Source organism: Streptomyces sp. NBC_01166 (assembly GCF_045039765.1).
GTDB lineage: Bacteria > Actinomycetota > Actinomycetes > Streptomycetales > Streptomycetaceae > Streptomyces.
Window position 1 is genome coordinate 1,394,797 of sequence record NZ_CP108613.1, and the last position, 24,779, is coordinate 1,419,575.

Genomic DNA, 24,779 nt, shown 5'->3' on the forward strand with positions numbered 1-24,779 from the left:
AAGGTGGTCAGCGTCGGCCGACGGGGGGCGCTGCGGCTCCTCTGAATCCGATCGTCGGAACCGCACGTCGTGGCGGCGTCAGTGGCGCCATCTCGGACAGGTCTGCCAGGAAGGAATAGCGGCGGCGCAGTTCGGCGTCGGTGCGACGGCGGGAGTCCCCGTCTCTCAGCCCGGACCACCACCGCGTGATCTCGTACCAGCCGGGTGCCGAGTGAGCCCCGCCGAACTCCGCGACGGACAGTGCCGCGCAGAGGTCGGCGAACGCGAGGCGGTCGGCCAGGGGCCAGTCGGCCAGGGTCGCGAAGACGAAACCGGCCAGGAACACGTCGCCCGCGCCGGTGGGGTCCAGGGCGTCGACCGGGACCGCGGGGACGACCGCCTCCTCGCCGGTGCGTCCGTCGCAGGCGACGGCTCCCTGGGCGCCCATGGTCACCACGGCGACCGGAACGACCTCGGCGAGGGCGCGGGCGGCCGCCCGCGCGCTGTCGGTTCTGGTGTACCGCGTCGCCTCGGCGACGTTCGGCAGGAAGGCGTGGCAGTGACGGAGCCCGTCGAGGTCTGACACGGACCAGCGTCCCGTGGCGTCCCACCCGGTGTCGGCGAACACCAGGCTGCCGTCCTCCGCCGCCCGGCGGAGCCACTCCGCGTCCTCCCCGGGAGCGAGGCCCGTGACGCAGGCGCGGCTGCGGGGCGGGCGGCGCGGGGGAAACCGCTCCTCGGCCGGGGCCTCGTGCCCATGGGTGACCATGGTGCGTTCCCCGTCGTAGGCGAACGAGACCGTCACCGGGGAGTGCCAGCCCGCCGGTCTGCGCGATGTCGACAGATCGACCCCGTCGGCGGAGAGGTCCACCCAGCAGTGGTCGCCGTACTCGTCGTCGCCGAACGCCGCGCACAGCATGGCGCGCAGGCCGAGCCGGGCCAGTGCCGTCGCCGTGGTGGCCACGCCTCCGGGGCTGCACCCCATGCCGCGGGCCCAGGACTCGGCTCCCTTGACCGGGGCGCCTTCCAGTCCGGTGAAGACGATGTCCTGGAACACCGTGCCCACGACGTACACGTCGCACTCGGCGCCACCCTCCGCGGCAGTCTGCTCAGTACGTTCCACGGTCGGCTCCTCCTACGGCGGCGACCTGCGTCTCACGACGGGGTTCGGGCAGGCCGAGCCCGCGGTAGATGTCGAGCGTCGCCGTGGAACGGTTGAGGGTGATGAAGTGCAGACCGGGGGCGCCCTGGTCGAGCAGCTGCCGGGCCATCCCGGTGGCGTGGGCGACCCCGATGCGGTGGCCCTCGGCGGCGTCGTCACCCGCTTCCTCCAGGCGGCGGGCCAGGTCCGCCGGGACCGTGGCGCCGCTCAGCTCCGCGAATCGCGCCAGCTGCCCGAAGCGCGTGGCGGGCATGATCTCCGGGATCACCGGGATGGTGCAGCCCGCCGCGTCGAGCCGGTCGCGGAGCCTGAAGTAGTCCTCGGGCCGGAAGAACATCTGGGTGATCGCGAAGTCGGCTCCGGCCCTCGCCTTCGCCACGAAGTGGCCGATGTCGTCCTCCCAGTCCCGCGAGCGGGGGTGCCGCTCGGGAAACGCGGCGACGCCGATGCCGAAGTCACCGGATTCCCGTACCAGGCCCACCAGTTCGGCGGCGTGGCGCAGCCCTTCGGGGTGCGGGACCCAGGGCCCTCGGGGGTCGGACGGCGGATCCCCGCGCAGGACGAGGAGGTCACGGACTCCGGCGTGCGCGTACTGCCCGATGATCCGGCGGAGTTCGGCCACGGAGTGCCCGACGGCCGTGAGATGGGCGACGACGGGGAGCGTGGTGTCCTGCGCGATGCGCTCGGCGAGAGCGATCGTCCGGTCCCGGGAGGATCCGCCGGCACCGTAGGTGACGGAGACGAATGCGGGCCGTACGGCTTCCAGCTCGCGCAAGGTCTGCCACAGGGCCCGCTCGCCCGGCGAAGTCTGCGGTGAAATCAGCGGCTTCGGCGACTTCGGCGACTTCGGCGGGAAGATCTCGAAGGAGTAGAGGGTGCGCCCCTCGGCCAGCAGGCGGCGCACCCCGTCCGGTGACGTGCCCCGTGGTGTCACGACACCTCCCCACCGGTCCGGCCGAGAAAGCGCGCCAGCTCCTGTGCCGCCTCGGGCTCGTAAGCCGAAGCGCACAGCGTCAGCAGCTCCGCGTGGTCCAGCCGGTACTCCTGCGCCCCGACCGCGCGCAGTACGACGGCGGCCACCGCGCAGCCGAGCTGGGCGGCCCGGGTCGGGGTGAGCCCTCCTGCGACCGCCGCGAGGAAACCGGCGCGGAACCCGTCGCCGACGCCGGTGGGGTCCCGCGGTTCGGCCACGGGCACCGCCGCGACCTCGACGGGTGGCTCACCCCTCCGCTGGATCCGGCAGCCCTTCTCGCCCAGCGTCGTGATCCAGGTGCCGGCCCTGGCGAGCACGTCCGTCTCGGTCCAGCCCGTCTTGCGGAGCAGCAGGGTGTTCTCGTACTCGTTGGTGAAGAGGAAGCCGGCGCCGGTCACCAGGTCCCGGATCGTCTCGCCGTCGAGCCGTGCGAGCTGCTGCGACGGGTCGGCGGCGAAGGGCAGTCCTGCCGCACGGCAGTCCTGGGTGTGCCGCAGCATGGCCTCAGGGTCGTTCGCCCCGATCAGGACGAGGCCCACGCCGCCTGCGCGTTCCACCACCGCGCGGATGTCGATCGCCGCCGCCTCGCTCATCGCGCCGGCGTAGAACGAGGCGATCTGGTTCCCGTCGTCGTCCGTGGTGCACTGGAACCGCGCCGTGTGCCGGTCCTGCGACACGTGCACCGAGCCCGTGTCCACGCCATGGCGGGCGAGCCGTTCGCGGTGGTCCTCGAAGTCGCGTCCGACGGCCCCGACGAGCACGGGCCGCAGGCCGAGGCCGCCGAGGCCGAAGGCGATGTTGGAGGCGACGCCGCCCTGGCGGATGTGCAGTTCGTCGACCAGGAAGGAGAGCGACACGTGGTCGAGCGCGTCCGGCACGAGCTGTTCGGTGAACCGGCCCGGGAAGTGCATCAGATGGTCGGTGGCGATGGAACCTGTGACCGCTGTGCGCACCTCACACCCCCGCCGACTTCCGGAGCGCCGCCGCGCGATCCGTGCGCTCCCAGGTGAAGTCGGGGTGCCTGCGGCCGAAGTGGCCGTAAGCGGCGGACCGGGCGTAGATCGGACGCAGGAGACCCAGGTCCCGGATGATCGCCGCCGGGCGGAGATCGAAGACCTCACCGATCGCCTTCTCGATCCGCTCGGTCCCGATCCGGTGGGTGCCGAAGGTCTCGACGAACAGACCCACCGGCCGGGCCACGCCGATCGCGTAGGCGACCTGGACCTCGCAGCGCGAGGCGAGGCCTGCGGCGACGACGTTCTTGGCGACCCAGCGCATGGCGTACGCGGCCGAGCGGTCGACCTTGGACGGGTCCTTGCCGGAGAACGCGCCGCCACCGTGGCGGGCCATGCCGCCGTACGTGTCGATGATGATCTTGCGGCCGGTGAGGCCCGCGTCGCCCATCGGGCCGCCGATCTCGAAGCGGCCGGTCGGATTGACCAGGAGGCGGTAGCCCTCGGTGTCCAGCTTGATGCCCTCGTCGAGCAGCGCCCTGAGCTCCGGCTCCACGACGAGCTTCCGGATGTCCGGGGCCAGCAGGGAGTCCAGGTCCACGCCGGACGCGTGCTGCGAGGACACCACGACGGTGTCCAGTCGGACCGCCTTGTCGCCGTCGTACTCGATGGTGACCTGCGTCTTGCCGTCCGGACGCAGGTAGGGGACGGTGCCGTTCCTCCGTACGCCGGCCAGGCGCTTGGACAAGCGGTGCGCCAGGAAGATCGGCAGCGGCATCAGGGTCGGCGTCTCGTCGGTCGCGTAGCCGAACATGATGCCCTGGTCGCCGGCGCCCTGCCGGTCCAGCTCGTCCCCGACGCCGGCCTTGTCCGCCGTGTCCACGCCCTGCGCGATGTCCGGCGACTGCGCGCCGATCGACACCGTGACGCCGCAGGAGGCTCCGTCGAAGCCCTTCGCCGACGAGTCGTAGCCGATCTCGAGGATCTTGTCCCGGACCAGCTGCGGGATCGGGACACGGGCCTTGGTCGTGACCTCTCCGGCCACGTGCACCAGCCCGGTGGTGATCAGGGTCTCGACGGCGACGCGGGAGGTGGGGTCCTCCTTGAGCAGCGCGTCGAGAATGGTGTCGCTGATCTGGTCGGCGATCTTGTCGGGGTGTCCCTCGGTCACGGACTCGGAGGTGAACAGACGGCGTGTCACAGGACCACCCGCACGTCGTAGTCACGCAGCCAGCTGTCGAGTTGGAGCGCCCGGGGCAGGATGGGAGGCGGCGTGAACGCGCCGTTGAACCAGTCCTTGTTGTCGACCATGGCGCGCAGCGTCGCCGCGTCCAGCAGTTGCATGGCGGGCGAGCCCGGGTCGCCGATCATGTCCGAGACCGCGTCGCGGACGGAGTCCAGGTACTCGGAACCCTTTCCGACGGGGAATCCGCTCTTGGGCCGGTGCACGACCTCGGCGGGCAGCAGGTCCTCGACCGCGCTGCGGAGCAGGCCCTTCTCCTGGTCACCGAGGCGTTTGACCTGCCATGGCACGTTCCACACGTAGTCGACCAGGCGGTGGTCGCAGAACGGGACGCGGACCTCCAGGCCGTTGGCCATGCTCATCCGGTCCTTGCGGTCGAGGAGGAACGGCAGGAAGCGGGTCTGCTGGAGGTAGTACACCTCGCGCATCCGCCGGTCCGTTCCGGTCTCGCCCTCGAGGTGGGGCACCTCGCCCAGCGCCTCCTCGTACCGGGCGTCGAGGCGCTCGTGCAGGTCCAGGCTGCCGCGCAGGTGGCCGGAGAGGACGGCGTTGCGGTCCTGGACGCCGGCCGACCAGGGGAAGCCGTTCGTGGGCTTCCGGGCCTCGGAGACGAACCAGGGGTAACCACCGAACGCGTCGTCCGCGCCCTCGCCGGACAGGGCGACCGTCAGGTACCTGCTCACCTCGCGGAAGAGCAGATAGAGGGACACGTCCAGGTCGCCCACGCCGGGGATGTCGCGGGCCCGCAGGGTGGTCCGTGACTCGTGGAGCAGCGAGGCCGGCTCCACCAGGACCTCGGTGTGCTTGGTACCGAGGTGCCCGACGACCGCCTGCACGAACGGCGCGTCCCGGGAGACGTGCAGCGCGTCAGCGGTGAACTCCTCCTCGCTGCCTTCGAAGTCGACCGAGTACGTCGCCAGCGGGTCGAGGCCGTTGGCGGACAACACGCCCGCGCCCAGGGCCGTGATCGCGCTCGAGTCGATGCCGCCCGAGAGCAGGGCGCCCAGGGGCCTGTCGGCCTCGATCTGCTCGGAGACCGCCCGGTCGAGCAACTCGCGGACGCGGGCGACGGTGGTCGGGACGTCGTCCTCGTGCGGCGCACTGCGCAACTCCCAGTAGCGGTGCGGCCTCGCGCCCCGCCGGTCGAAGCGGATCAGGTGACCCGGCTTCACTTCGCGCAGGGTGCGGAAGACGGCGTCCCCGGGGCGCTTGGCCGCCACCGTGAAGACGTCGACCAGCCCCTCCGCGTCGACCTCCGGGGCGACCTGCCCGCTGGCGAACAGTGCCTTGGGCTCGGATCCGAAGATCACGCCCGACGCGTGTTCCGCGTAGTAGAGGGGTTTCACGCCCAGCGGATCACGTGCCAGCAGCAGCGTCTCCCGCGTGACGTCCCAGAGCGCGAAGGCGAACATTCCGGCGAACCGGGTGACGGCGGACTCGCCCCACTCACGGTACGAGGCCAGGATCACCTCCGTGTCCGTGCCGGTACGGAAGCGATGCCCGCGGGTGGTCAACTCAGCCCGGATCTCCCGGAAGTTGTGGATCTCGCCGCTGAAGGAGACCACTGCGAGCTCCCGGCCGTCGTCCTCCCCGCGGGCGACCATGGGCTGCTGCCCGTGGTCCACGTCGATGACCGCGAGCCTGCGATGCCCCAGTCCGATGCTGGGAGCACTCCACACTCCGGCGTCGTCCGGGCCGCGCAGGGCGAGTGTCTCGGCCATCCGGGAGACGGTGGCGACCTGACCGGTCATGTCACGTTCCCAGTCCAACCAGCCTGCTATGCCGCACATGTGCGTGAGCTCCTCACTTCTCGGAGGCTGTGGCGAAGCCGGCGAGGCTCGCCTCCACCACGCCCCGGATCGGGGCGGGCAGCCGGTCCCAGTTGCGCGCGTCGTTGAGGTCGAGGACCCTCGACAGCTTCCAGCCGAGGTACTGGCCGAGGGAGGCGAGCGGCGGGAGCGTCTCCACCGGGCGCAGCACCAGCTCGTAGCCCGGGAACAGGCCGCCGATGCGTTCGGCGGTCGCGCGTGACCAGGCCTCGTCGACGGGTACGTCGGTGGTGGCCAGGCACACGATGGCCGTACCGCGGATCACCAGCATGTAGTTCAGGACGGTCGGGCCGGTGTGCTCCTCCGGCCACAGGCCGGCCTCGAAGTCGTTCTGCCGGATGCCGTTGCCCTCCAGCACGATCAGGTCCTGGGAGCGTCCGAGGGTGCGCAGCAGCGGGGTGGCCACCCCGCACGGGCAGGGCGTTCCAGGGATCTCGACAAGGTCGCCCGTGCGGTACCGCAGCAGTGGCCTCGCTTGCATGTCGAGGGTGGTGACGACGAGTTCACCGCGGTCGGGGCTGCCCTCGATGAACCGGGTCCCGGTGTCGTCGGTCAGTTCCAGGACGTAGCTCTGCGTCTGGAGATGGAGGTTGCCCTGTTCGCAGGTGATGGCGGTGGTGCCGGTCTCCGAGGAGCCGTAGGCGGCGGAGTAGGCCTTGGCCCCGGTCAGCCGCTCCAGGTGCCGGATGAATCCCGGCCCCGTCTGCTCGGCCATGAGCAGGAGCTTGTCGAAGGCGGGCACCGGCTCGTCGTTGCGGTAGGCGAACTGGATCATCTCCAGGAGGCGGGACGGAGGCCCTACGAAGACGTTGACACCGAGTTCGCGGGTCAGTCGCAGCACCCGGGTGTAGTCACCCGTGATGTTGTCCACCCACGGCCGCAGGGACATCACCTGGAGATATTCGAGGACCTTCTCGAACTGGTAGGCCGCGGGGGCGAAGGGGGCGTTGATCAGGATGAGCGCCCGGTCGCTCCGGTCGAGGATGCGGGCCCACTGCTCCCCGATGTTGATGGTGTTCACGATCAGGTCGTCCAGGGCCTTCGGCGCCGCGACCGGGTTGCCCGTCGTGCCGGACGACTCGTAGTAGTGGAGGAACTCCGACAGGTCACGGGTGAACGCCTTGTGTCCGCCGGAGCTCAGGCTCTGCTTGGGCAGGAACGGCAGCTGGGGCAGGAGGTCCGCGATGACCGTCTCCGGGGCCGTCGCCTGTGCCTTCTTCGTGAGGTCCGCGAGCGTGTCGCGCTCGTAGAGGCCGGAGTCGGTTGCGGCCTCCAGGGTGGCGGAGAACTTCCTGCCCAGCGCGCCGGGTTCGGGGGTGCCCGCGTGGCTGTCACGGACGAGATCGGTGTGCGCCCGGGCGGTGGCCAGGAGTGTGTGCTCGATGTGGGAGTCACGCAGCAGCAACATCGGTGTCCTTGTCGGAGGTGAAGCCGGCCGCACGGGCCAGGCTGCCGTCGAGAATGAGCTCGCCGACCGCGGCGATGTCTCCGTCCATGCGCCGGTCGCCGTCGGTGAACGGGACGTGGGCGCGCACGACTTCGTGCACGCGCCGGACCCAGGGAGCCGCGTTCTCGCGTCCCCTGAGGTCGATGGCCTGGGCGCCGGCGAGCAGGGCGATCGCCGCGACCTGGCTCGTCAGTTCGTTCACGGTGCGGGCGTCGCGCGCGGCAAGGGTGCCCATGCTCACCTTGTCCTGGTTGTGGGCTTCGGTGGAGCGGGAGAACACACTGGCCGGAGCGGCGGTCTTGAGGGCCTCGGCGGTGATGGCGGAGGCGGCGATCTGCATGCCCTTGAATCCGTGGTGCAGTCCGGCCTCGTCGCTCAGTGAGGGGGGTACGAGGTTGGCCGGCAGCCCCGCGTTGAACTTCGGATCCACGACGAGCGCCAGCTGCCGGTCCAGGAGGTCGGCCACGTTCGCGGTGGCGATCTTGAGACTGTCCATCGCCTGGGCGACGTGTCCGGCGTAGAAGTTGCCGCCGTGGTGCACCCGCTCCTCCTCGACCGCGAAGAGCGGGTTGTCCGTGGAGGCGTTGATCTCCGTGGTCAGCCACTGCTCGACCCAGGTGAGGGTGTCGCGGAGGACACCGATGACATGCGGAGCACAGCGCACCGAGTAGTGGTCCTGGATGCGCTGTTCGAGCCTGCGGTAGTCGTCGTGCAGCGGGTCCGTCCCGTCCAGGATCTCCTCGTACGTCGTGGAGAGCCCGGACTCCGCGGTCATCCGCCGCACTTCCCTGGCCGTCGCGACCTGGCCGGGGTGGGGCTTGGCGTCGTGCAGGAACGCGGCGAAGTGGGAGGCGTTGCCCAACAGCGCCTCGCTGATGAACGCGGTGACGATCTCGGCGGTCCGGGCGATGCTCACGGCGTCGTGCGCGGCGAGGACGGCGAACGCGGTGGTGAACGACGTTCCGTTGATGAGCGCCAGCCCCTCCTTGGCCTCCAGGTCGAGGGGCGCGATGCCCGCCTCCCGCTGGGCCTCGGAGGCCGGCACGATCCGCTTGCCGTAGAGCACGTCGCCCTCGCCGAGCAGGACGGAGGCCACGTAACAGAGCGGCACCAGGTCCCCGCTGGCCCCCAGGGAGCCCCTCTCGGGTACACGCGGCAGGATGTCCGCGTCCAGGTGGGCGAGCAACCGCTCGATCACCAGGGGGCGGATTCCGGAGTTGCCGCGGGCCAGTGCGTTGGCGCGGATCAGGAAGGTGGCGCGGACCACGTCGTCCGCGGCTTCCGGGCCCGTGCCGTTGAGGTGATAGCGAATCAGGTTCCGTTGCAGATGAGCAGCGCGCTCAGGGCTGATCTGGTTGGTGACGCTGTCCCCGAAGCCCGTGGTCACACCGTAGATCGGCTTCCGGTCGGCGATCAGCCGGTTGCGCAGCCGCACGCTCCGCTCCGCGGCGTCCACCGCCCGGGATGCCAGCGCCACGGTGGGGGCCACGCCCTCCCTGGGCGGGCGGGCCAGTCGTACGACGTCGCGCAGGGTGAGCGATCGACCGTCGAGTTCGATCCCGACGTCGTGGGTCTGTGCGGTCACAGGGCACTCTCCGACGCAAATCGATTTGGCATGCGCCCAGCCTCTGTGATCGGCCGTGCTCCGGGCTTCCGCCGAGCGGCCAGTCTCTACCTGGGCCGAAGACCAGGAGGAATAGATGGTTCCGTATGAGTGCGCAGAGGGGCGCCGCACTGCAAAGCGGTGTCGCGAACCGATTTCCCCGTGACCAGCGGCGGAATGCGCGACGGAGCGAATGTTACAAGGTTATGTCTGGCCGAAAATCATTGAATGCAAGACGGTTATCGGGTTAGCATCTGCCAGCCGCACGCCTCGCGGCCAGTGTCCCGCAGTACTCCGGTCGCCGCCGCGAGCAGCAGCTCCGCGAAGCCATCCACAGGGGGATCAATGATCGACTGCGCCACCCACCGCACCGGAACGCCGATACGCGTCGCTGCGCCCAGAGGTCCTTCGATCCTGTCTGCCGGAATCGCCGCCGCCCTGCACTCGACACCAGGCATGAGCGTCATCAGCCCCGGCCGGCCCGGGCCGGAAGGACGGGAACCCAGGCCACAGGCCGACGTCCTCCTGGTGGAGGACGACCCTTCCTTATCTCCCCCCGAGGTCATCGCCGCCGCCCGGCCGTGGCAGGCCTCGGAGACCCGGCAGCGACGGGCCGGAGTCGTGCTGGTGACACAGGAGCCGACCATCGAGCGCATCGTCGCGTACCTGCGGTCGGGCGTCCGCGCCTTCGTCTGCCATGACGCACCGCTCGACGACCTGGTGGACGCCGTGCATTCGATCGCACGGGGAGAGGTGTTCCTCCCCCACGGAATAGCGGTCCAAATCATCGACGGAATACTGCCCCATCTCCCCTTCTTCACCCCCGGCACCACCTCACCCCTGGACCGGCTCACCACGCGTGAGAGGGAGGTCTACTCCCATGTGGCCGCGGGGCGGTCCAACGCGGAGATTGCCAGGGCGTGTTACCTGAGCGAAAAGACCGTGAAATTCCACGTCTCCAATATTCTCCGCAAACTCGGCGTGAAGAATCGCCTCCAGGCCGTCGCCCACGCCCATCAGGCGGTCGAGAAGGCGGCGTGAGAACGCAGTAGCACCTGGGCGCCGGGGCGCGGCCGCTCGCCGGCCTCGCCCCGTCAGCCTGTACAGCCCCAACTCCCTTGCTTGTCAGGGCAGTTCACCATATGATTCGATACTTAGCGAACTTTAGAATACTGGCCTTCTAGATCCGGAGTGCCTTCATGACCACGGATCCGCGCGGGCCGTCGGGCCTGTCCCGACTCCCGTCCCTCACGGGCCTGCGCTTCATCGCCGTTCTGTTCGTCTTCGCCTTCCATGCCTCCCTGGAGGCGCCGTTCAGCGACACCGGCTTCGGCCAGGCGTACGCGGACACGGTCATGAACGCGGGATGGCTGGGCGTGAGCTTCTTCTTCGTCCTCAGCGGGTTCGTCCTGACGTGGTCCGCCCGCCCCCGGGACACGGTGCCGGGCTTCTGGCGGCGGCGGGCCGCCAAGGTCTATCCGCTGCACATCGTCACCTGGGCCGTCGCCCTCGTCCTGGTGGCCGCGGCCGGCGCACCGGCACAGCTGCGCCAGGCGCTCCCGAACCTGTTCCTGTTGCACACCTGGTTCCCCGACCGCGACGTCTTCTCCAGCCTCAACGACGTGAGCTGGTCACTGTCCTGCGAGGTCTTCTTCTACCTGCTCTTCCCGTTCCTGCTGCGGGCCCTGCGACGCGTCGAGGCCGGCCGCCTGTGGGTGTGGGCGACCGTCACAGCACTCCTGGTTCCCGTGCTGCCACTGCTGGCCGAGCTGTTGCCGGACTCCCCGCCGCTGCCGTTCGGTTCCGGCTCCGAGTGGCAGTTCTGGTTCGTGTACGTGATCCCGGTGGGCCGCCTGCTGGAATTCTGCTTCGGCATGTTCCTGGCCAGGATGCTGCTGTCCGGGCGCACCGTCCCCGTCCCGGTCCTGCCCGCCGCCGCGCTCGTCCTCGTCGCCTACGCGGTCTCGCTCCAGCTCCCCTTCCTGTACGGGCTGACCAGCGTGACCGTCGTGCCCATCGGGCTGCTCATCGCAGCCGTCGCCCAGAAGGACATCCGCGGGACGGCCTCGGTACTGGCCCGCCCCGTGGCCGTCCGACTGGGGGAATGGTCCTTCGCCTTCTACCTCGTCCACCGACTGCTCCTCCAGCACGGGCACCGGCTGCTGGGCGAGGGCCGCACCTGGTCGACACCCACGGTGTTCGGCCTGCTCGCGGCCGCGTTCGCCCTGTCACTGCTGATCTCCTGGGCGCTGCACGTCTGCGTCGAACGTCCCGCGATGCGCCTGCTCGGTTCAGCCCGGGGCGGGTCCGCGCCTCCCCCGGCCCCCGCCAGGCCATCGGCCGCCGCCCCTCCCGCGACTACCGAAGCCGCCCCTTCCCGAACCGTCTGAAAGGGAACGACAGTATGTCCGACGACTCGCTCACCCAGTACCCGCTCCCCCTGGGCCCCCTCGGCGAACCCCCGGAGAAGTACTCCGAACTGCGCGCGAAGTGCCCGGTCTCCCGCGTCCGACTGCCCAGCGGTGACGCCGCGTGGATGGTCACCGGCTACGACGAGGTCGTGGCCGCCATGTCCGACCGGCGGCTGTCCCGTGCGGCCCTGCGCGAGCCCGGGGCGGTCCGCACGGTCAGCGGCGAGGACTTCTCGGACAACCCCTACAACCTCCTCAACCAGGAGGGCCAGGACCACACCCGGCTGCGCAGGCTCATCGCCCCCGCGTTCACCCCGCGCAAGGCCGAGCTGTGGCGGGCCAGGATCGAGGAGATAGCCCATGAGCTGATCGACCAGCTGATCGCCGGACCCCGTCCCGCCGACCTGCACCACGACTTCGCGGCCACGCTGCCCATCTGGGTCATCTGCGAGATGGTGGGCGCCCCGGTCGAGGACCGCGCGAAGCTCCAGAAGTGGACGGACCGGCTGGTCAGCATCACCGCGCACACGCCCGAGGAACGGCTGGCCGCCCGCGAGGAGTCCGCCGCGTACGTGGCCGGGCTGATCGCCCAGCACCGCGAGGAGCCGGGTGAGGACCTGCTCAGCACCCTCATCACGGCCCGCGACGACGCCGACCGGCTGAACGAGCGTGAGCTGGTCTGGCTGGGCATCAACCTGCTCGTCGCCGGCCACGACACGACCGTGAGCGCGATCTCGCGCAGCCTGTTCCAGCTGCTGCGCCACCCCGACCAGTGGCGCCTGCTGGTCGACAACCCCGACCTGCTCCCCGGGGCCACCGAGGAACTCCTGCGCTACGCGCCTCCCTCCGAGATCGGCTTCATGCGCATCGCGACGGAGGACGTCGAGCTCGCCGGCACCAAGGTGGCCAAGGGCGAGGGCGTCATCCCGGTGATGCACGCGGCCGGCCGTGACACCAGGCGGGTCTCCGCACCGGAGACGCTGGACCTCACCCGCACCGACACCACGCACCTCGCCTTCGGGCACGGCCACCACTACTGCCCTGGCGTCGGCGTCGCCCGGGTGGAACTCCAGTCGGCCTTCGGGACGCTCGCGAAGCGCCTTCCCTCGCTGCGTCTGGCCGTTCCCGCGGAGCAAGTGGAGTGGATCGGCGGACTGCTGACCCTGCGCCCCAAGGCCCTTCCCGTGGACTGGTGACGGCGGAACACATCTGATCGCGGACCGGAGTGCGGCGACGGGCTCGAGGAGCCCGGCCGCACTTCGGCCGTCCACGGCGGCGGTGCCGCCCACCGTGTATACGGCCGCGCACGCGTTAGACTTGACCATAAAGTAGAAAGAAAAATAATCTTGACACCCACTATGCAGCGGTCAGGATGACAGCAGCTGCACACGAGGGAGCCCGGATGACGACCAACCCGCCGCGAACCCGCCGGACCTCGCCGAGCAGGGCTGCCGACGACAGCGCACGCCGGCACTACTTCTCCACACTCGCCCTCGACCGTCCGGACATCGCCATGTGCCGGGCCACGACCGTGGTGGCCCGCGCCATCGACGTCGAACTCACCGACTACAGGGTCTCGGCGGCTCAGCACCTGGTGCTGAAGATGCTCAGCGACGTGGGGCCCTGTTCGCAGCAGGAGCTGAGCGAGCAGCTGCGCATCGACCGCAGCGTGATGGTCGGCTGCATCGACGGCCTGGAGGACTCGGGGCTGGTACGCCGCGAACGGCACCCCAAGGACCGGCGGGCCAACGCCATCACGCTGACGGCGGACGGGCTGGTCGCCCTGGCCGAGGTCGAGAGCGGGGTGCCGCGCCTTCTGGACCGCGCCTTCCAGGCACTCACGCCCGCGGAGCGCAAGACACTCACCCGTCTGATCGCCAAGATCCTCGAAGTCAAGTGAGTGGCCGGGCGGCGGCCGGCGCCGACAGCCGGTTCAGGAAACGGGCGCCAGGGCCCGCAGGGCACGCAGCATGCCGTCGGGGCCGGCACCGAATTCGGGCGCGGGGCTCACGGCGAGCAGCGGTGTGACCACACCGGCCTCGACGTAGCGCTCCACATGCGCGCGGCACTCCTCCGGGCTGCCGTGGACGAGGAGTTCGTCCACGAGCCGGTCCGGTACGGCTGCGGCGGCGCCTCTGAAGTCACCGGCAGCCCAGGCCCGCCTGGAGGGCTCCAGCACCTCGCCCCGTCCGAGCCAGTCGTGGAAGGCCGAGTAGGTCCGCGCGTTGAGGATCGCGCCCAGCATCGCCCGGCCCTGCGCCCGGGCGTAGCCCTTGTCCCGGGTGGGGCAGACGAAGATCCGCGCGACCACTTCCTTCGCCTTGCCCTCGGGACCCATCGCCTCCATCACCTGAGGAAGATCGTCCACGGCGAGGAAGTTGGTGACGAGTCCGTCGGCCTCCCGCCCGGCGAGCCGCAGCATCTGCGGCCGCAGGGCACCGATGAGGACCGGAGGTGCCGGGTCGGGCACGGAGGCGACGCGGAAGCCTTCGATGCTGAACGAGTCGAAGTCTCCCGACACGTACTCCCCGTTCAGGGCCGCCTTGAGGAAGCGCACCGTGTCGCGGACCCTTCGGTAGGGATGCTCGAAGGGGATGCCGTTGATGCGCGTGACGAACGGAGGCCCCGAGGATCCCACCCCGACCACGACCCGCCCGGGCGCGGCCTCCGCCAGCGTCGCCACCGTCATCGCCAGCAGGGCCGGGCCGCGCGTCTGCACCGGCAGCACGGCGGTTCCCACCCTCAGCTCCGGCGCCCATGCGGCGGCCAGCGCGAGCGGGGTGAAGCCGTCGTAGCCCGCGGCCTCGCCGGTCCAGGCGTCCGTGTAGCCGAGATCGGGGAGCTCCTCGATGATGCGACGGTGTGCGGACAGAGGAACGGTCTGGAGCGGGATCGTCACCCCGTAGCGGTCCAACGGCTCATTCCTTCCTTCTCACGGGGAGCACCCGGACGAGCCGAGGCGCCCGGGTCACAGCCACTCCAGTTTCATTTAATAGTTCGCCAACAATGAAACTATGAACTTCGACTGTGGCCATGTCAACACCCACCCGCGCGGCACCGGGTCACCACTGGCATCATCCGCTTGTCACGCGAGCAGTTGGAAGCATTCTTCGAGAAGGAGCCCAGTTGAACACGTCACCGGTGAACTCCTCACCCGGCAGCCCGCACCGCATGGACCCGTCCGGGGGCTGCCCGCACGCGGCCAACGCCCGCCTGCTGTCCCAGGGCGCTGTCACCGCAGTGATCCTGCCCGGCGGGGTGGAGGGCATGGCGGTCCTGGGACATGACGCCCTCAAGGAGTTCCTAGCGCACCCCGAAGTCGCCAAGGACGCGCAGCACTTCGCGGCGCTCCAAGCGGGTGAGATCGCCGACGGCTGGCCGTTGAAGACGTTCGCGACGGTGCAGGGGATGACGACCGCCGACGGAGCGGACCACCGACGGCTGCGGTCCCTGATGAGCAAGGCCTTCACCGCGCGCCGGGTGGAGGAACTCCGGCCACGTGTGGAGGCGTTGACGGCCTCGCTCCTGGACGGTCTCGACCGGGCCGCGGCCGCCGGTGACGGTGTCGCCGACCTGCGCGCGCACTTCGCGTTGCCGCTGCCCATGGGTGTCATCTGCGAACTCCTGGGCGTGGACGCCGAACACCACGACCGGCTGCACCACCTGTCCAACCGCATCGTCGCCACCGACATAGCCCCCGCGGAGGCCATGGCGGCCAACCGGGAGATGGTGGAGGTACTCGGCGCGGTGGCGGCCGCCCGCACGGAGAACCCCGGGGACGACCTCATCAGCGCGCTGATCGCGGCCCGGGAGGCCGACGGCGACCGGCTGGGCCCGCACGAGCTGATCGGCACCCTGATGCTCACGATCATCGCCGGACACGAGACGACGCTCAATCTGATCACCAACGCCGTACGCGCCCTGTGTGCCCACCGGGACCAGCTCGACCTTGTCCGGTCGGGCGGGGCGAGCTGGGAGGACGTGGTGGAGGAGACGCTGCGCTGGGACAGCCCGGTCAGCTACTTCCCGTTCCGCTACCCGACCCGCGATCTGACGCTAGACGGCACCGTCATCCCCAAGGGGACCCCGGTGCTGGCCGGTTACTCCGCGGCGGGCCGCGACAGGAAGGCCCACGGCCCGGATGCCGACCGGTTCGACATCACCCGTGACAGCGGGACCCGGCACCTCTCGCTCGGGCATGGCGCGCACTACTGCATGGGCGCCCCGCTGGCCCGGATGGAGGGCACTGCGGCGCTCGCGCAGTTGTTCGCGCGCTTCCCCGATCTGGATCTCGCCGTCCCGGAGGCCGAACTGCCGCGCCACGCCTCCTTCGTGGGCAACAGCGTGAGGGCGCTGCCGGTACGCCTGCGCGGCTGAGGCGGAGCGCCGGGCTGCGGAGAACCGGCGCGGGTGGCAGTCGGACACCAGGTGTTCCCACCTGACTCGAACAGCCCTTGTGCCCCCGCGCCGGCTCCGGTCTGCTGCATGACAGCAGACTCGTCCGGCCGGGTGACAACGTTGCCGGACCCCTCAGAGGCGGTGCAGGGCGCCGCCGTCGACGCACCGCACGAAGGAGTACGCCGATGCACTTACGCCCCTCCGCCACCATGCGACTGGCCCTCGCCACCGTGAGCGCCGTCGCCCTCTCCGTCACACAGGTGCCGCACGCCTCCGCCCACGGCCCGGGCGGGAAGTGGGTCGCCGCCTGGGGTGCGAGCCAGGTGGCCGGCAGTGCGATCCCAGGCAGCACCTGCCCCGCCGGGTCGGGGCTGGAGAACCAGACCGTCCGCAACGTGCTCTTCGTCAGCGCCGGCGGTGCAGGCGTCCGGGTCCGGCTCGCCAACACCTTCGGCACACGGCCGGTGAGCGTGGACCGTGTCACGGTCGCGCTCCAGCGGTCCGGGGCCGCAGCCGTGCCGGGCACACTGCGCGCCCTGACCTTCGACGGCCGCCGGGACACCACGATCGCAGCGGGTGAGGACCTCTTCAGTGACCCCGTACCGATGCGGGTGGAGGCCCTGTCCAAGCTGCTGGTCAGCGTGCACGTGGACGAGGCCACGGGCCCGGTGACCAATCATCCGTTCACCGCCCAGGGGAATTACCTCGCCGCGGGGGACGCGGCCGGCGACACGTCGGGCACTCCCTACTCGGACACCCCGTGCTGGATGCTGGTGAGCGGCGTCGACATACGCGGGAGCGCCCGTACCGCCGGTGCCGTGGTCACGTTCGGGGACTCCGTCACCGATACCGCGAGCACCACCGGCAATGCCGACCAGCGCTATCCGGACCACCTCGCCCGTCGACTGCGGGACCGGACGGGGCGCACGCTCGCCGTGGTCAACGCGGGGCTGGGCGGCAACCGCCTCATCGCCGAGCGGGACGGCGAGCCCTACTACGGCCCGTCGGGCATTTCGCGCGTGGAGCGCGACGCGCTCGGCCAGAGCGGCGTGCGGGCCGTCATCCTGCAGGAGGGCATCAACGACATCGGCTTCGGCGCGTCCGCCGAGGACATCGTCGCCGGGTACCGGACGTTCATCGAGAAGGTGCGCGCCAAGGGCGTCCCGGTGTACGGCGGCACCCTGCTGCCCTTCCGCGGGTCGTTCGTGTGGACCCCGGAACGCCAGGCGACCTGGACCACGGTCAACGACTGGATCCGGCACTCCGGCGCCTTCGACGGAGTGGTCGACTTCGCGGCGGCCACCGCATCGGCCACCGATCCGCTGGCGCTGGATCCGGCCTACGACAGCGGGGACGGCCTGCACCCCGGTGACGCGGGCACCCGTGCGATGGCCGATGCCGTCGACCTCGGCATGCTCCTCGCCGGGCCGGCGCGGAGGAATCAGCCCCGCGCCTGAACACGCGGCTGCGAGGATCCGTATCCACACCTGACGTCATCCTCACCCGGCGTCTCGTACTCGACGAAGGGAAAGCTGGGCATGAGCGCATCGCAGGAGAGCCGGATCCACGTAGGGCGTCGCGCCGTCGTCGCGGTCGGGGCGACGGGACTGGCCGTCGCTCTCACCGCGTGCGGCGGCGGATCCAAGGACTCCGGCGGTTCGGACACGGTCGAACCGGCCGGGGAGGGGGACGGTGCGAACGGCGGCGCGCCGCTCGCCCGGACAGCCGACATCCCGGAGGGCGGAGGCGTCGTCTTCGCCGACCAGGGGGTGGTGGTGACGCAGCCCAACGCCGGTGAGTTCAAGGCCTTCTCCTCGAAGTGCACCCACCAGGGCTGCGCGGTGAAGGGGATCGCCGACGGTGTGATCACCTGCCCGTGCCACAACAGCACGTTCGACGCGGCGACCGGCGAGGCGACGGGCGGCCCGGCGACCATGCCGCTGCCGGAGAAGCAGATCCGGGTGGAGGGCGGCGCCATCACCCTGGTGTGAGAGGCCGCACCGGTCGGGGCCGTTGCGTGATCACGGACGAGGCCCCATGATTTCCGGAACCGGCCGAAGCTCAGGAAGGCGTCCCGTGACCGTTGCCCAGCGCCGTGGCCGTCGGATCATGATGACCGACGCGGAACGGGACGCCTACCTCACGGAACAGCGGACCTGCCGGGTCGCCACGGTCTCCCCCGAGGGCATGCCGCACATCGGCGCCCTCTGGTTCGTGTGGGACGGCACCTCTGTCTGGCTGTACTCCCTCACCCGGAGCCTGCGCTGGGCCCAGCTGCGGCGCGACCCGAGGATCGCCGTGGTGGTGGACGACGGGACGGAGTACGGCGAGCTGCGCGGTGTGGAGCTCGCCGGAGAGGTCTCGTTCGTCGGCGAGGTTCCGCGCGCCGGCCAGGACTGCCCCGAACTGGACTCGCCCGAAAGGCTGTTCGCGTCGAAGTATTTCGGTCTGGACTCCATGCCGTACGACGACCGGCATGCCTGGCTGCGGATCGCACCACAGACCGTCAGGTCCTGGGACTTCACGAAGCTGTCGACCGGGGAGTGACCGTCACGGGCCTCCGGGAATCGGCGCGTGCAGAGTCCGGCCGGCCGCACGCAAAGCCTCCACTGCGGCCCTGATCGACGGCCTCCGGTCGGCGTCCGCGCGCCACACCGCGTGAACATGACGCCGCATCGGCTGTCGTACGGGCACCAGGCTCACCCCGTCCGGCACCGGCCCCCGCCCCAGTCGTGGCGCCACGCATACGCCGAATCCGGCCGCGATCAGGGCGAGTTGGGTGTGGTGCTCGCCTGCGAGGTGTGCGATGCGCGGCTCGATGCCCTTGGACCGCAGGGTGAACATCAGCCAGTCGTAACAGAATTCCCCCTCGGGCCAGGAGACCCAGTCGTCCTCGGCGAAGTCCTCGATATCCACCTCCGTCCGGCCGGCGAGGGGATGGCCGACGGGCATGGCGATGTCCGGTGCGTCGTCGAGCAGTTCCGCCTTGACGAGACCTCCGGGCACCGGCAGGCGCTTGTTGCTCCAGTCGAGCACCACCGCGAGGTCGGCGTCCCCCCGGAGCACCGCCCGGATTCCACTCTCCGGCTCCAGCTCCGTCGTACGCAGCCTGAGCTCCGGATGGTCCGCGCGGAGTGCCGTGAGAGCGGCGGGGAACAGCCCCCGGGCCGCCGTCGGGAAGGCCGCGAGCCGCACCTCGCCCACCACCTGGCCCCGCTGGGCCTCGATGTCGGACTGGGCCACCGCCACCTGCGAAAGGATCTTCGCGGCGTGGTCCGCCAGCAGCCGGCCGGCGTCGGTGAGGCGGACCCCCCGTCCGTTCTTGGCCAGGAGCTGCTGCCCCACCTCGCGTTCCAGCTTGGCCATCTGCTGGGAAACGGCCGAGGTGGTGACGTGAAGACCGTCGGCCGCGCCGCTCACCGAGCCGTGCCGTGCCAGGGCATCCAGCGTCCGCAGGCGCTCCAGATTCAACATGTAAGCAATGCTACGTCAAGAAGCTAACAAAGTCTCACTTGTTCTACGTCTTCTCGCTCGGCATGGTTGACTCATGAGCGCTCCCGCCGCACCGAGAACCGTGCCTGTTTCCGCCATCCCCACCTCCGCGCCCCCGATGCGGCGACGGGCCCTGGACTGGCGTGTCCGCTTCACGGCGTTGTCGCTCATCTGGGGGTTCAGCTTCCTGCTGATCAAGGTCGGCACCGACGGGTACGCCCCGTTCCAGGTGACCTTCGGCAGGCTGCTGGCCGGGACCGCGGTTCTCGCCGTCGCGATGGCGGTGCGCCGCGAGCGGCTGCCCCGCTCCGGCCGGACCTGGGGCCACCTGTTCGTCGCCGCGTTCTTCCTCAACGCCCTGCCCTTCTCGCTCTTCGCGTACGCCGAGCTGACCATCCCGTCCACCCTCGCCGGGATCTGCAACGCGACCTCGCCCCTGTGGGGCATGGCGCTCTCCCTCATCGCGCTCTCCGAGGACCGGCCCACCCGCCGCCGGGTCGCGGGACTCGGCGTGGGCTTCATCGGCGTACTCACGGTGCTGGGCGCCTGGCAGGGGTTCTCGGGCCTGGACGTGACCGGTACGGCGATGGCCCTGCTGGCCTCGCTCAGCTATCCCGTCGGCTGGATCTACGTCCGTCGCACCCTGGCGGGGACGGGCTCCTCCACCCTCGCGCTGACCGGCAGTCAGCTCTTTCTCGGCACCATGCAACTCGCACTGGTCGTGCCGCTGTTCACCTCGGTTCCCGGACGCTTCCCGCTGCTGCCCACACTCGCGGTGGTCGCCCTGGGAGCCCTCGGAACCGGACTCGCCGTCCTCCTGCAGTACGGCCTCGTCCAGGAAGTCGGCCCCACGACGGCGCAGATGGTCACCTACTTCATCCCGGTGATCGCCACGGCCGCCGGAGTGACCCTGCTCGGCGAGCAGTTGAGCTGGAACACCCCGGTGGGAGCCCTGGTGGTACTCGCCGGCGCGGCCCTCACCCAGGGCCGGGTCCGGAGGGCCGGCCGGCGCACCCCCTCCCGCGGACCGCTCAGCCGTAACTGACCGGGCGGGCGGGCGGCGCCGCTGCCGCCACCGCGTCGGCCAGCGGCTCGATGTCGGCGGCGGACAGCGACGAGACGGTCAGGCGCACCCCCTGCGGCGAGGCCATACGGAACCGGGCCCCCGGGGCCACGGCCCAGCCCGAGTGCAGCATCCGGGCCACCGCACCGGTCTCGTCGCTCACGGGGACCCACACGTTCATCCCGGTCCGCCCGTACGCCGCGATGCCCCGCTCCCCCAGGGCCCGTACGAGCGCGTCCCTGCGCCGCCCGTAGGAGTTGGCGACCACTGCCGTGTCGACGGCCCCTGTCGCCCACAGGTGCGCCACGGTTCGCTGCAGCAGCCCGCTGACCCAGCCGGGCCCCAGCCGCTGACGCCCCGTCACCCGGTCCACGGTGAGCCCGTCGCCGGTGAGCACGGCGAGCCGCAGGTCGGGTCCGTACGCCTTGGAGACCGATCGCACGAAGGCCCAGCGCTCCGTCATGCCTGCGAGCGGGTGCACCGGCAGGTCGACGATGGCGTGGCCGTGGTCGTCCTCGATCAGGAGCACACCGGGGTGCTCCGCGAGAACGGACCGCAGCTCGGCGGCCCTCCGGCTGCTCACCGACGCACCGGTCGGGTTCTGCGCCCGGTCGGTGACCACCAGAGCCCTGGCACCGTCCCGCAGGGCTCGCTCCACCTCGCCCGGCAGGGGGCCGTCGTCGTCCAGGGCGACCGGGACGACGCGCATCCCGAGCGCCGGGACGAGATCCAGCAGCGCGCCCCATCCCGGGTCCTCGACGGCGACCGCGTCACCGGGCCTGAGGTGCGCGGCGAGCACCCGCTCGATCGCGTCGAGGGACCCGGAGGTGACCGCCACCGGCCCGGCAGGCACACCGTCGGCGTCCAGGCCGGCCCGCGCGAGGCCCCCGAGGCGGGGGACCACCGCCGCGTCCCCGTAGAGACCGGGCTCCCGGCCGTACGCATCCGCGGCGGCGGCCAGCGCCTCCCCGAGGCCGGGCAGCAGGGCGGGGTCGGGGTTACCGTCACCCAGGTCACGGACGCCCGGAGGAGCCTCCACCCGCAGGGATCCACGCGACGTGCTCGCGGGTCGCGGCCGCACGCGGCTGCCCCGGCGCCCCGCCGTCTCGATCACTCCACGCTCGCGAAGGGTCCGGTATGCGGCGGCCACCGTATTCGGATTCACCCCCAGCAAGGTCGCCAACTCCCGCATGGGCGGCAGGACATGACCGGGCGCGAGGTCGCCCGACGCGACACCTCGCTCCACACTCGCGGCAATGTCGGATGCACGCCGCCCACTGATCCGATACTCTCCTAGCACAAAGAACACTATGCACTAGTGCAATGGAGTACGCAAATGCCGGACACCGCCACGCCCGACAGCACCGGCCTCCCCGGGGCCGCCGCCTACGAGCGGACGGACCGCACGGTCCCGAGCCGGTCCAGGGAACGCGCCTCGTACGACCACGAAACGGTCCACTCGATACTCGACACGGCCTACCTCTGCCACCTGGGCTTCGTCCGCGACGGCGCACCCGTCGTCCTCCCCACCCTCTTCGCCAGGGTCGGCGACCGGCTGTACGTGCACGGCTCGACCGGCTCACGCCCGCTGCGCACGACGGGCGCGGCGGATGCGGGCCTCGCCGTCTGCCTGACCGTGACGCATGTGGACGGTCTCGTGCTGGCCCGTTCCGCCTTCCATCACTCGATCAACTACCGCTCCGTGGTGGTCCACGGCATCGCCCGCACGGTGACCGACCCGGAGGAGCGGCGCATCGCACTCGACGCCATCGTCGACCAGGTCGTGCAGGGCAGGTCGAAGGACTCCCGGCCCGCCGACGCGAAGGAGCTCGCCGCGACCGCGGTGATCCGCCTGGACCTCGACGAGGTCTCCGCCAAGTCCCGTACCGGCGGGCCGAACGACGACCCCGAGGACCTCTCGCTGCCGTACTGGGCGGGCGTGGTTCCGCTGGCCCACGGATACGCGGCGCCGGTGCCCTCCGGCGACCTGGACCCGTCGGTCCAGGTGCCGGACTACCTCACCGCTCTGTGACCCACGAGCGGCGGCCTGCCATGCCCGTCCGTGACCTCGTCGGTCAGGCCGCCACGGCGGCCCGCCGACGGGCAGCGGCAGCACCGCGCGTCTCGGAGAAGGCCAGTCCCGCCACGGCGGCGAGCAGGAGCAGAGTGCCGACGACCGTGGCCGCGGTCAGCCGCTCCCGCAGCACCGTCACCGCGATGACGGCGGCGCTCACCGGTTCGAGAAGCATGATCACGGATACCGTCGCCGAGCGGACCACCGCGGCGCCCGCGAAGTAGAGCGCGTAGGCGAGCGCGGTCGGCACCGCCGCCACGTAGACGAGCAGCCACAGCACCTGCCCCGTCTCGACGGTGTGCGGCACGAGGCCTTCGGCCGCCGCCATGGGCAGCAGGCCCACGGCGCCGATACCGAAGGCCCACGCGCTGGTGGAGAGGGAGTCGCCGGCCGCACCGTCCCGGCCGAGCCACCGGGTCAGCAGCGTGATCGCCGCGTACCCCGCGGCGGACAGCACGGCCAGCAGCAGTCCGACAGGCCGCACTTCGGCCGGCTCACCGCCGAGCACCAGCACGGCGAGGCCGATGAGCGCGCCCGCCACGGCGGCGAGCCCGCCCCCGCCCAGCCGCTCCCCCATGGTGAGCCGCGCGCCGACCGCGATGAGGACGGGGCCCGCGCCCAGCGTGACGACGGTTCCGACCGCGAGTCCGGTCGCCTCGACCGCCGCGAAGTACGCGCTCTGGAACACGGTCAGCCCGATCCCGGTCCCCAGGATGCGGAGCAGCCGCCGACGGCGCGGCTCGGTGGGGGTATGCGGCCGGCGGGGGCGCAGTGCGAGCACCCCGCCCAGCAGGGCCAGGCCGCCGACGCAGCGCCAGAACGACAGGGCGAGCGGTCCGAGATCGCTGATCCGGAAGAGGAGGGAGGCTGCCGCGCCCGCCGTCCCCCAGGCGAGACCGGCGACGACGAGATAGACGAGGCTCCGCCCGACGGGCAGGCCGGGAACAGGGTGGGACATGTGATTCTCCAGAAGAAGGGGTGGTGGTCGCTCGGCTCCGCGCGCGGGCAGCGACGAACCGCTCGGGACGTACCCGAGCCCGGTCTTCGTCCGGAGTGGCCGCCTCGCGCTAGGCGGCAGGAGGCGGAAGTACGGTCAGCAGCATGATCGGCACCCTACGGCGAGGCCGGAGGCCGGGACAACTCACTTCCGGAACCGGCCGGCTCGCGGGCCCCCGTCGCCCCCGGTCCCGATGCCACCGGCCCGGACGGCGGCTTGGGCGCGGACGACTGCGCGATCAGAGCACCGAGCAGCACCACGCCACCACCCACGAGCTGTGGCGCGGAGAGGTGCTCACCCAGCAGCACCCAGGCGAGCACGGTCGCGATGACCGCCTCCAGGCAGGCGACGACGCCCGCGACCTGGGGCGAGAGCAGGCGTACCGACACCACACCGGTGGCGTAGGCCAGCACGGTCGCGAGCAGCACGATCCATCCGAGGAGCAGCCAGGCGGGCACCTCGTGCCCCTCCATGTCCGCGGTACCGCCGAGGACCGCCCAGTCCATGGCCCAGGGGCCCGCCACCACCGTGAGTACGGCCGCGCCCGCCAGCAGTCCGTACGCGATCACGCCCACGGGGTGCGGGGGTTCGGCGTCCGCCGTGTCGCCGTGGCCGGCGCCCTGGTCCGACAGGACGAAGTAGCCCACCTGGCAGCACGCCGCGCCGAGAGCGAGCAGCAGTCCGACCGCGTCGAAGCTCAGACCGGCCCACACCTCGACGACACAGGCGAGTCCGCCGACCGCGAGCACCACGCCGGCCGCGGCGGCGCGGGTGACGGGCCGCCGCTGCACGAAACGCACCCAGCCGAGGACGAGGGCGGGCGCCAGATACTCGATGAGGAGCGCGACGCCGACGGGGATGCGTGAGATCGAGGCGAAGTAGAAGGCCTGAACCCCGGCCACGGCGAACAGCCCGAAACCTGCCAGCAGTACGGGCCGCTCGCGCACCAGATTCCGGTGCCGCCAGGCGACCGGCAGCATGACGAGCGCGGCTCCGGTCACCCGCAGCCACACCACGTGCAGCGGGTCGAGCCCCGCCTCGATCAGCGGTTTGGCCGCAACCCCTGAACCACCGAATGCGAAGGCCGAGGCAAGGGCCAGGCCCAGACCGGCACTTCTCTTCTGAGTCGCGTGCATCGGCACATCATGGCAGCAG

At 71.1% G+C, this 24,779-nt stretch carries 22 protein-coding genes; 10 read left to right on the forward strand and 12 right to left on the reverse strand.

The genetic code is table 11. The annotated features are described in order from the left end of the window. Window positions 1–7: 7 nt before the first annotated feature. The 7 genes from OG379_RS06420 to hutH are packed head-to-tail and all read right to left on the reverse strand — an operon-like array spanning window position 8 to window position 9,171. Window positions 8–1,102, reverse strand: coding sequence for a carbohydrate kinase family protein (locus tag OG379_RS06420; RefSeq protein WP_405660249.1), 1,095 nt, complete (start codon window positions 1,100–1,102; stop codon window positions 8–10). Then, a complete protein-coding gene (gene metF / locus OG379_RS06425; protein WP_405660251.1) occupies window positions 1,089–2,075 on the reverse strand; it encodes a methylenetetrahydrofolate reductase [NAD(P)H] in 987 nt (328 codons plus the stop codon). Before metF ends, OG379_RS06420 begins: the two co-directional genes overlap by 14 nt. Continuing rightward, a complete protein-coding gene (locus tag OG379_RS06430; RefSeq protein ID WP_405660253.1) occupies window positions 2,072–3,067 on the reverse strand; it encodes a carbohydrate kinase family protein in 996 nt (331 codons plus the stop codon). The genes metF and OG379_RS06430 overlap by 4 nt, the downstream gene beginning before the upstream one ends. Before the next feature lies 1 nt (window position 3,068). Continuing rightward, complete coding sequence (metK, locus tag OG379_RS06435; protein WP_405660255.1) at window positions 3,069–4,268, reverse strand: methionine adenosyltransferase; 1,200 nt, start codon at window positions 4,266–4,268, stop codon at window positions 3,069–3,071. Further along, entirely contained in the window at window positions 4,265–6,100 is a 1,836-nt protein-coding gene (asnB, locus tag OG379_RS06440) for an asparagine synthase (glutamine-hydrolyzing) (protein WP_405660257.1), read from the reverse strand. Before asnB ends, metK begins: the two co-directional genes overlap by 4 nt. A 13-nt stretch (window positions 6,101–6,113) precedes the next feature. Then, window positions 6,114–7,547, reverse strand: coding sequence for a phenylacetate--CoA ligase family protein (locus OG379_RS06445; protein WP_405660259.1), 1,434 nt, complete (start codon window positions 7,545–7,547; stop codon window positions 6,114–6,116). Continuing rightward, window positions 7,531–9,171 (reverse strand): histidine ammonia-lyase, encoded by a 1,641-nt coding sequence (hutH, locus tag OG379_RS06450; RefSeq protein WP_405660261.1) that lies wholly within the window; start codon window positions 9,169–9,171, stop codon window positions 7,531–7,533. Before hutH ends, OG379_RS06445 begins: the two co-directional genes overlap by 17 nt. A 474-nt stretch (window positions 9,172–9,645) precedes the next feature. On the opposite strand from hutH, the gene OG379_RS06455 reads away from it, so the two are divergent. The 4 genes from OG379_RS06455 to OG379_RS06470 all read left to right on the forward strand — a co-directional run bounded on the left by OG379_RS06455 (window position 9,646) and on the right by OG379_RS06470 (window position 13,500). Continuing rightward, window positions 9,646–10,230: a LuxR C-terminal-related transcriptional regulator gene (locus OG379_RS06455; protein ID WP_393765588.1), complete on the forward strand. Its 585-nt coding sequence runs from the start codon at window positions 9,646–9,648 to the stop codon at window positions 10,228–10,230. Between the two features lie 158 nt (window positions 10,231–10,388). Continuing rightward, window positions 10,389–11,579 (forward strand): acyltransferase family protein, encoded by a 1,191-nt coding sequence (locus OG379_RS06460; RefSeq protein WP_405660264.1) that lies wholly within the window; start codon window positions 10,389–10,391, stop codon window positions 11,577–11,579. A 14-nt stretch (window positions 11,580–11,593) separates the two neighbouring features. Then, a complete protein-coding gene (locus OG379_RS06465; RefSeq protein WP_405660267.1) occupies window positions 11,594–12,796 on the forward strand; it encodes a cytochrome P450 in 1,203 nt (400 codons plus the stop codon). A gap of 206 nt (window positions 12,797–13,002) precedes the next feature. Next, window positions 13,003–13,500 (forward strand): MarR family winged helix-turn-helix transcriptional regulator, encoded by a 498-nt coding sequence (locus OG379_RS06470; RefSeq protein ID WP_393765593.1) that lies wholly within the window; start codon window positions 13,003–13,005, stop codon window positions 13,498–13,500. A 33-nt stretch (window positions 13,501–13,533) separates the two neighbouring features. On the opposite strand, the gene OG379_RS06475 is transcribed toward OG379_RS06470, so the two are convergent. Next, window positions 13,534–14,514 carry an LLM class F420-dependent oxidoreductase gene (locus OG379_RS06475; protein ID WP_393765595.1) on the reverse strand — a complete coding sequence of 327 codons (981 nt, stop codon included), beginning with the start codon at window positions 14,512–14,514 and terminating at the stop codon, window positions 13,534–13,536. 257 nt (window positions 14,515–14,771) lie between these two features. Here OG379_RS06475 and OG379_RS06480 point away from each other — a divergent pair, with 257 nt between their 5' ends. From OG379_RS06480 to OG379_RS06495, 4 genes are all read left to right on the forward strand, one after another. Beyond that, window positions 14,772–15,977 (forward strand): cytochrome P450, encoded by a 1,206-nt coding sequence (locus tag OG379_RS06480; protein ID WP_405668421.1) that lies wholly within the window; start codon window positions 14,772–14,774, stop codon window positions 15,975–15,977. Window positions 15,978–16,183: 206 nt separating this feature from the next. Further along, window positions 16,184–17,455, forward strand: coding sequence for an SGNH/GDSL hydrolase family protein (locus tag OG379_RS06485; protein ID WP_405660269.1), 1,272 nt, complete (start codon window positions 16,184–16,186; stop codon window positions 17,453–17,455). 81 nt (window positions 17,456–17,536) lie between these two features. Next, window positions 17,537–17,989 (forward strand): Rieske (2Fe-2S) protein, encoded by a 453-nt coding sequence (locus OG379_RS06490; RefSeq protein WP_405660272.1) that lies wholly within the window; start codon window positions 17,537–17,539, stop codon window positions 17,987–17,989. 85 nt (window positions 17,990–18,074) lie between these two features. Beyond that, window positions 18,075–18,545 carry a pyridoxamine 5'-phosphate oxidase family protein gene (locus OG379_RS06495; protein WP_405660274.1) on the forward strand — a complete coding sequence of 157 codons (471 nt, stop codon included), beginning with the start codon at window positions 18,075–18,077 and terminating at the stop codon, window positions 18,543–18,545. A gap of 3 nt (window positions 18,546–18,548) precedes the next feature. Here the strand turns inward: OG379_RS06495 and OG379_RS06500 are convergent, their stop codons facing one another. Continuing rightward, window positions 18,549–19,472, reverse strand: coding sequence for a LysR family transcriptional regulator (locus OG379_RS06500; RefSeq protein WP_405660276.1), 924 nt, complete (start codon window positions 19,470–19,472; stop codon window positions 18,549–18,551). A 73-nt stretch (window positions 19,473–19,545) separates the two neighbouring features. Here OG379_RS06500 and OG379_RS06505 point away from each other — a divergent pair, with 73 nt between their 5' ends. Then, entirely contained in the window at window positions 19,546–20,535 is a 990-nt protein-coding gene (locus OG379_RS06505) for a DMT family transporter (protein ID WP_405660280.1), read from the forward strand. Here OG379_RS06505 and OG379_RS06510 read toward each other — a convergent pair. Beyond that, window positions 20,522–21,853: an aminotransferase class I/II-fold pyridoxal phosphate-dependent enzyme gene (locus OG379_RS06510; protein WP_405660282.1), complete on the reverse strand. Its 1,332-nt coding sequence runs from the start codon at window positions 21,851–21,853 to the stop codon at window positions 20,522–20,524. The two genes, OG379_RS06505 and OG379_RS06510, sit on opposite strands and share 14 nt — an antisense overlap. Window positions 21,854–21,889: 36 nt before the next feature. Here OG379_RS06510 and OG379_RS06515 point away from each other — a divergent pair, with 36 nt between their 5' ends. After that, window positions 21,890–22,585: a pyridoxamine 5'-phosphate oxidase family protein gene (locus OG379_RS06515; RefSeq protein ID WP_405660284.1), complete on the forward strand. Its 696-nt coding sequence runs from the start codon at window positions 21,890–21,892 to the stop codon at window positions 22,583–22,585. A 43-nt stretch (window positions 22,586–22,628) separates the two neighbouring features. Here OG379_RS06515 and OG379_RS06520 read toward each other — a convergent pair whose 3' ends face one another. Further along, window positions 22,629–23,585: a DMT family transporter gene (locus OG379_RS06520; RefSeq protein WP_405660286.1), complete on the reverse strand. Its 957-nt coding sequence runs from the start codon at window positions 23,583–23,585 to the stop codon at window positions 22,629–22,631. A gap of 155 nt (window positions 23,586–23,740) precedes the next feature. Further along, complete coding sequence (locus OG379_RS06525) at window positions 23,741–24,760, reverse strand: EamA family transporter (RefSeq protein WP_405660289.1); 1,020 nt, start codon at window positions 24,758–24,760, stop codon at window positions 23,741–23,743. Between the last annotated feature and the right edge of the window lie 19 nt (window positions 24,761–24,779).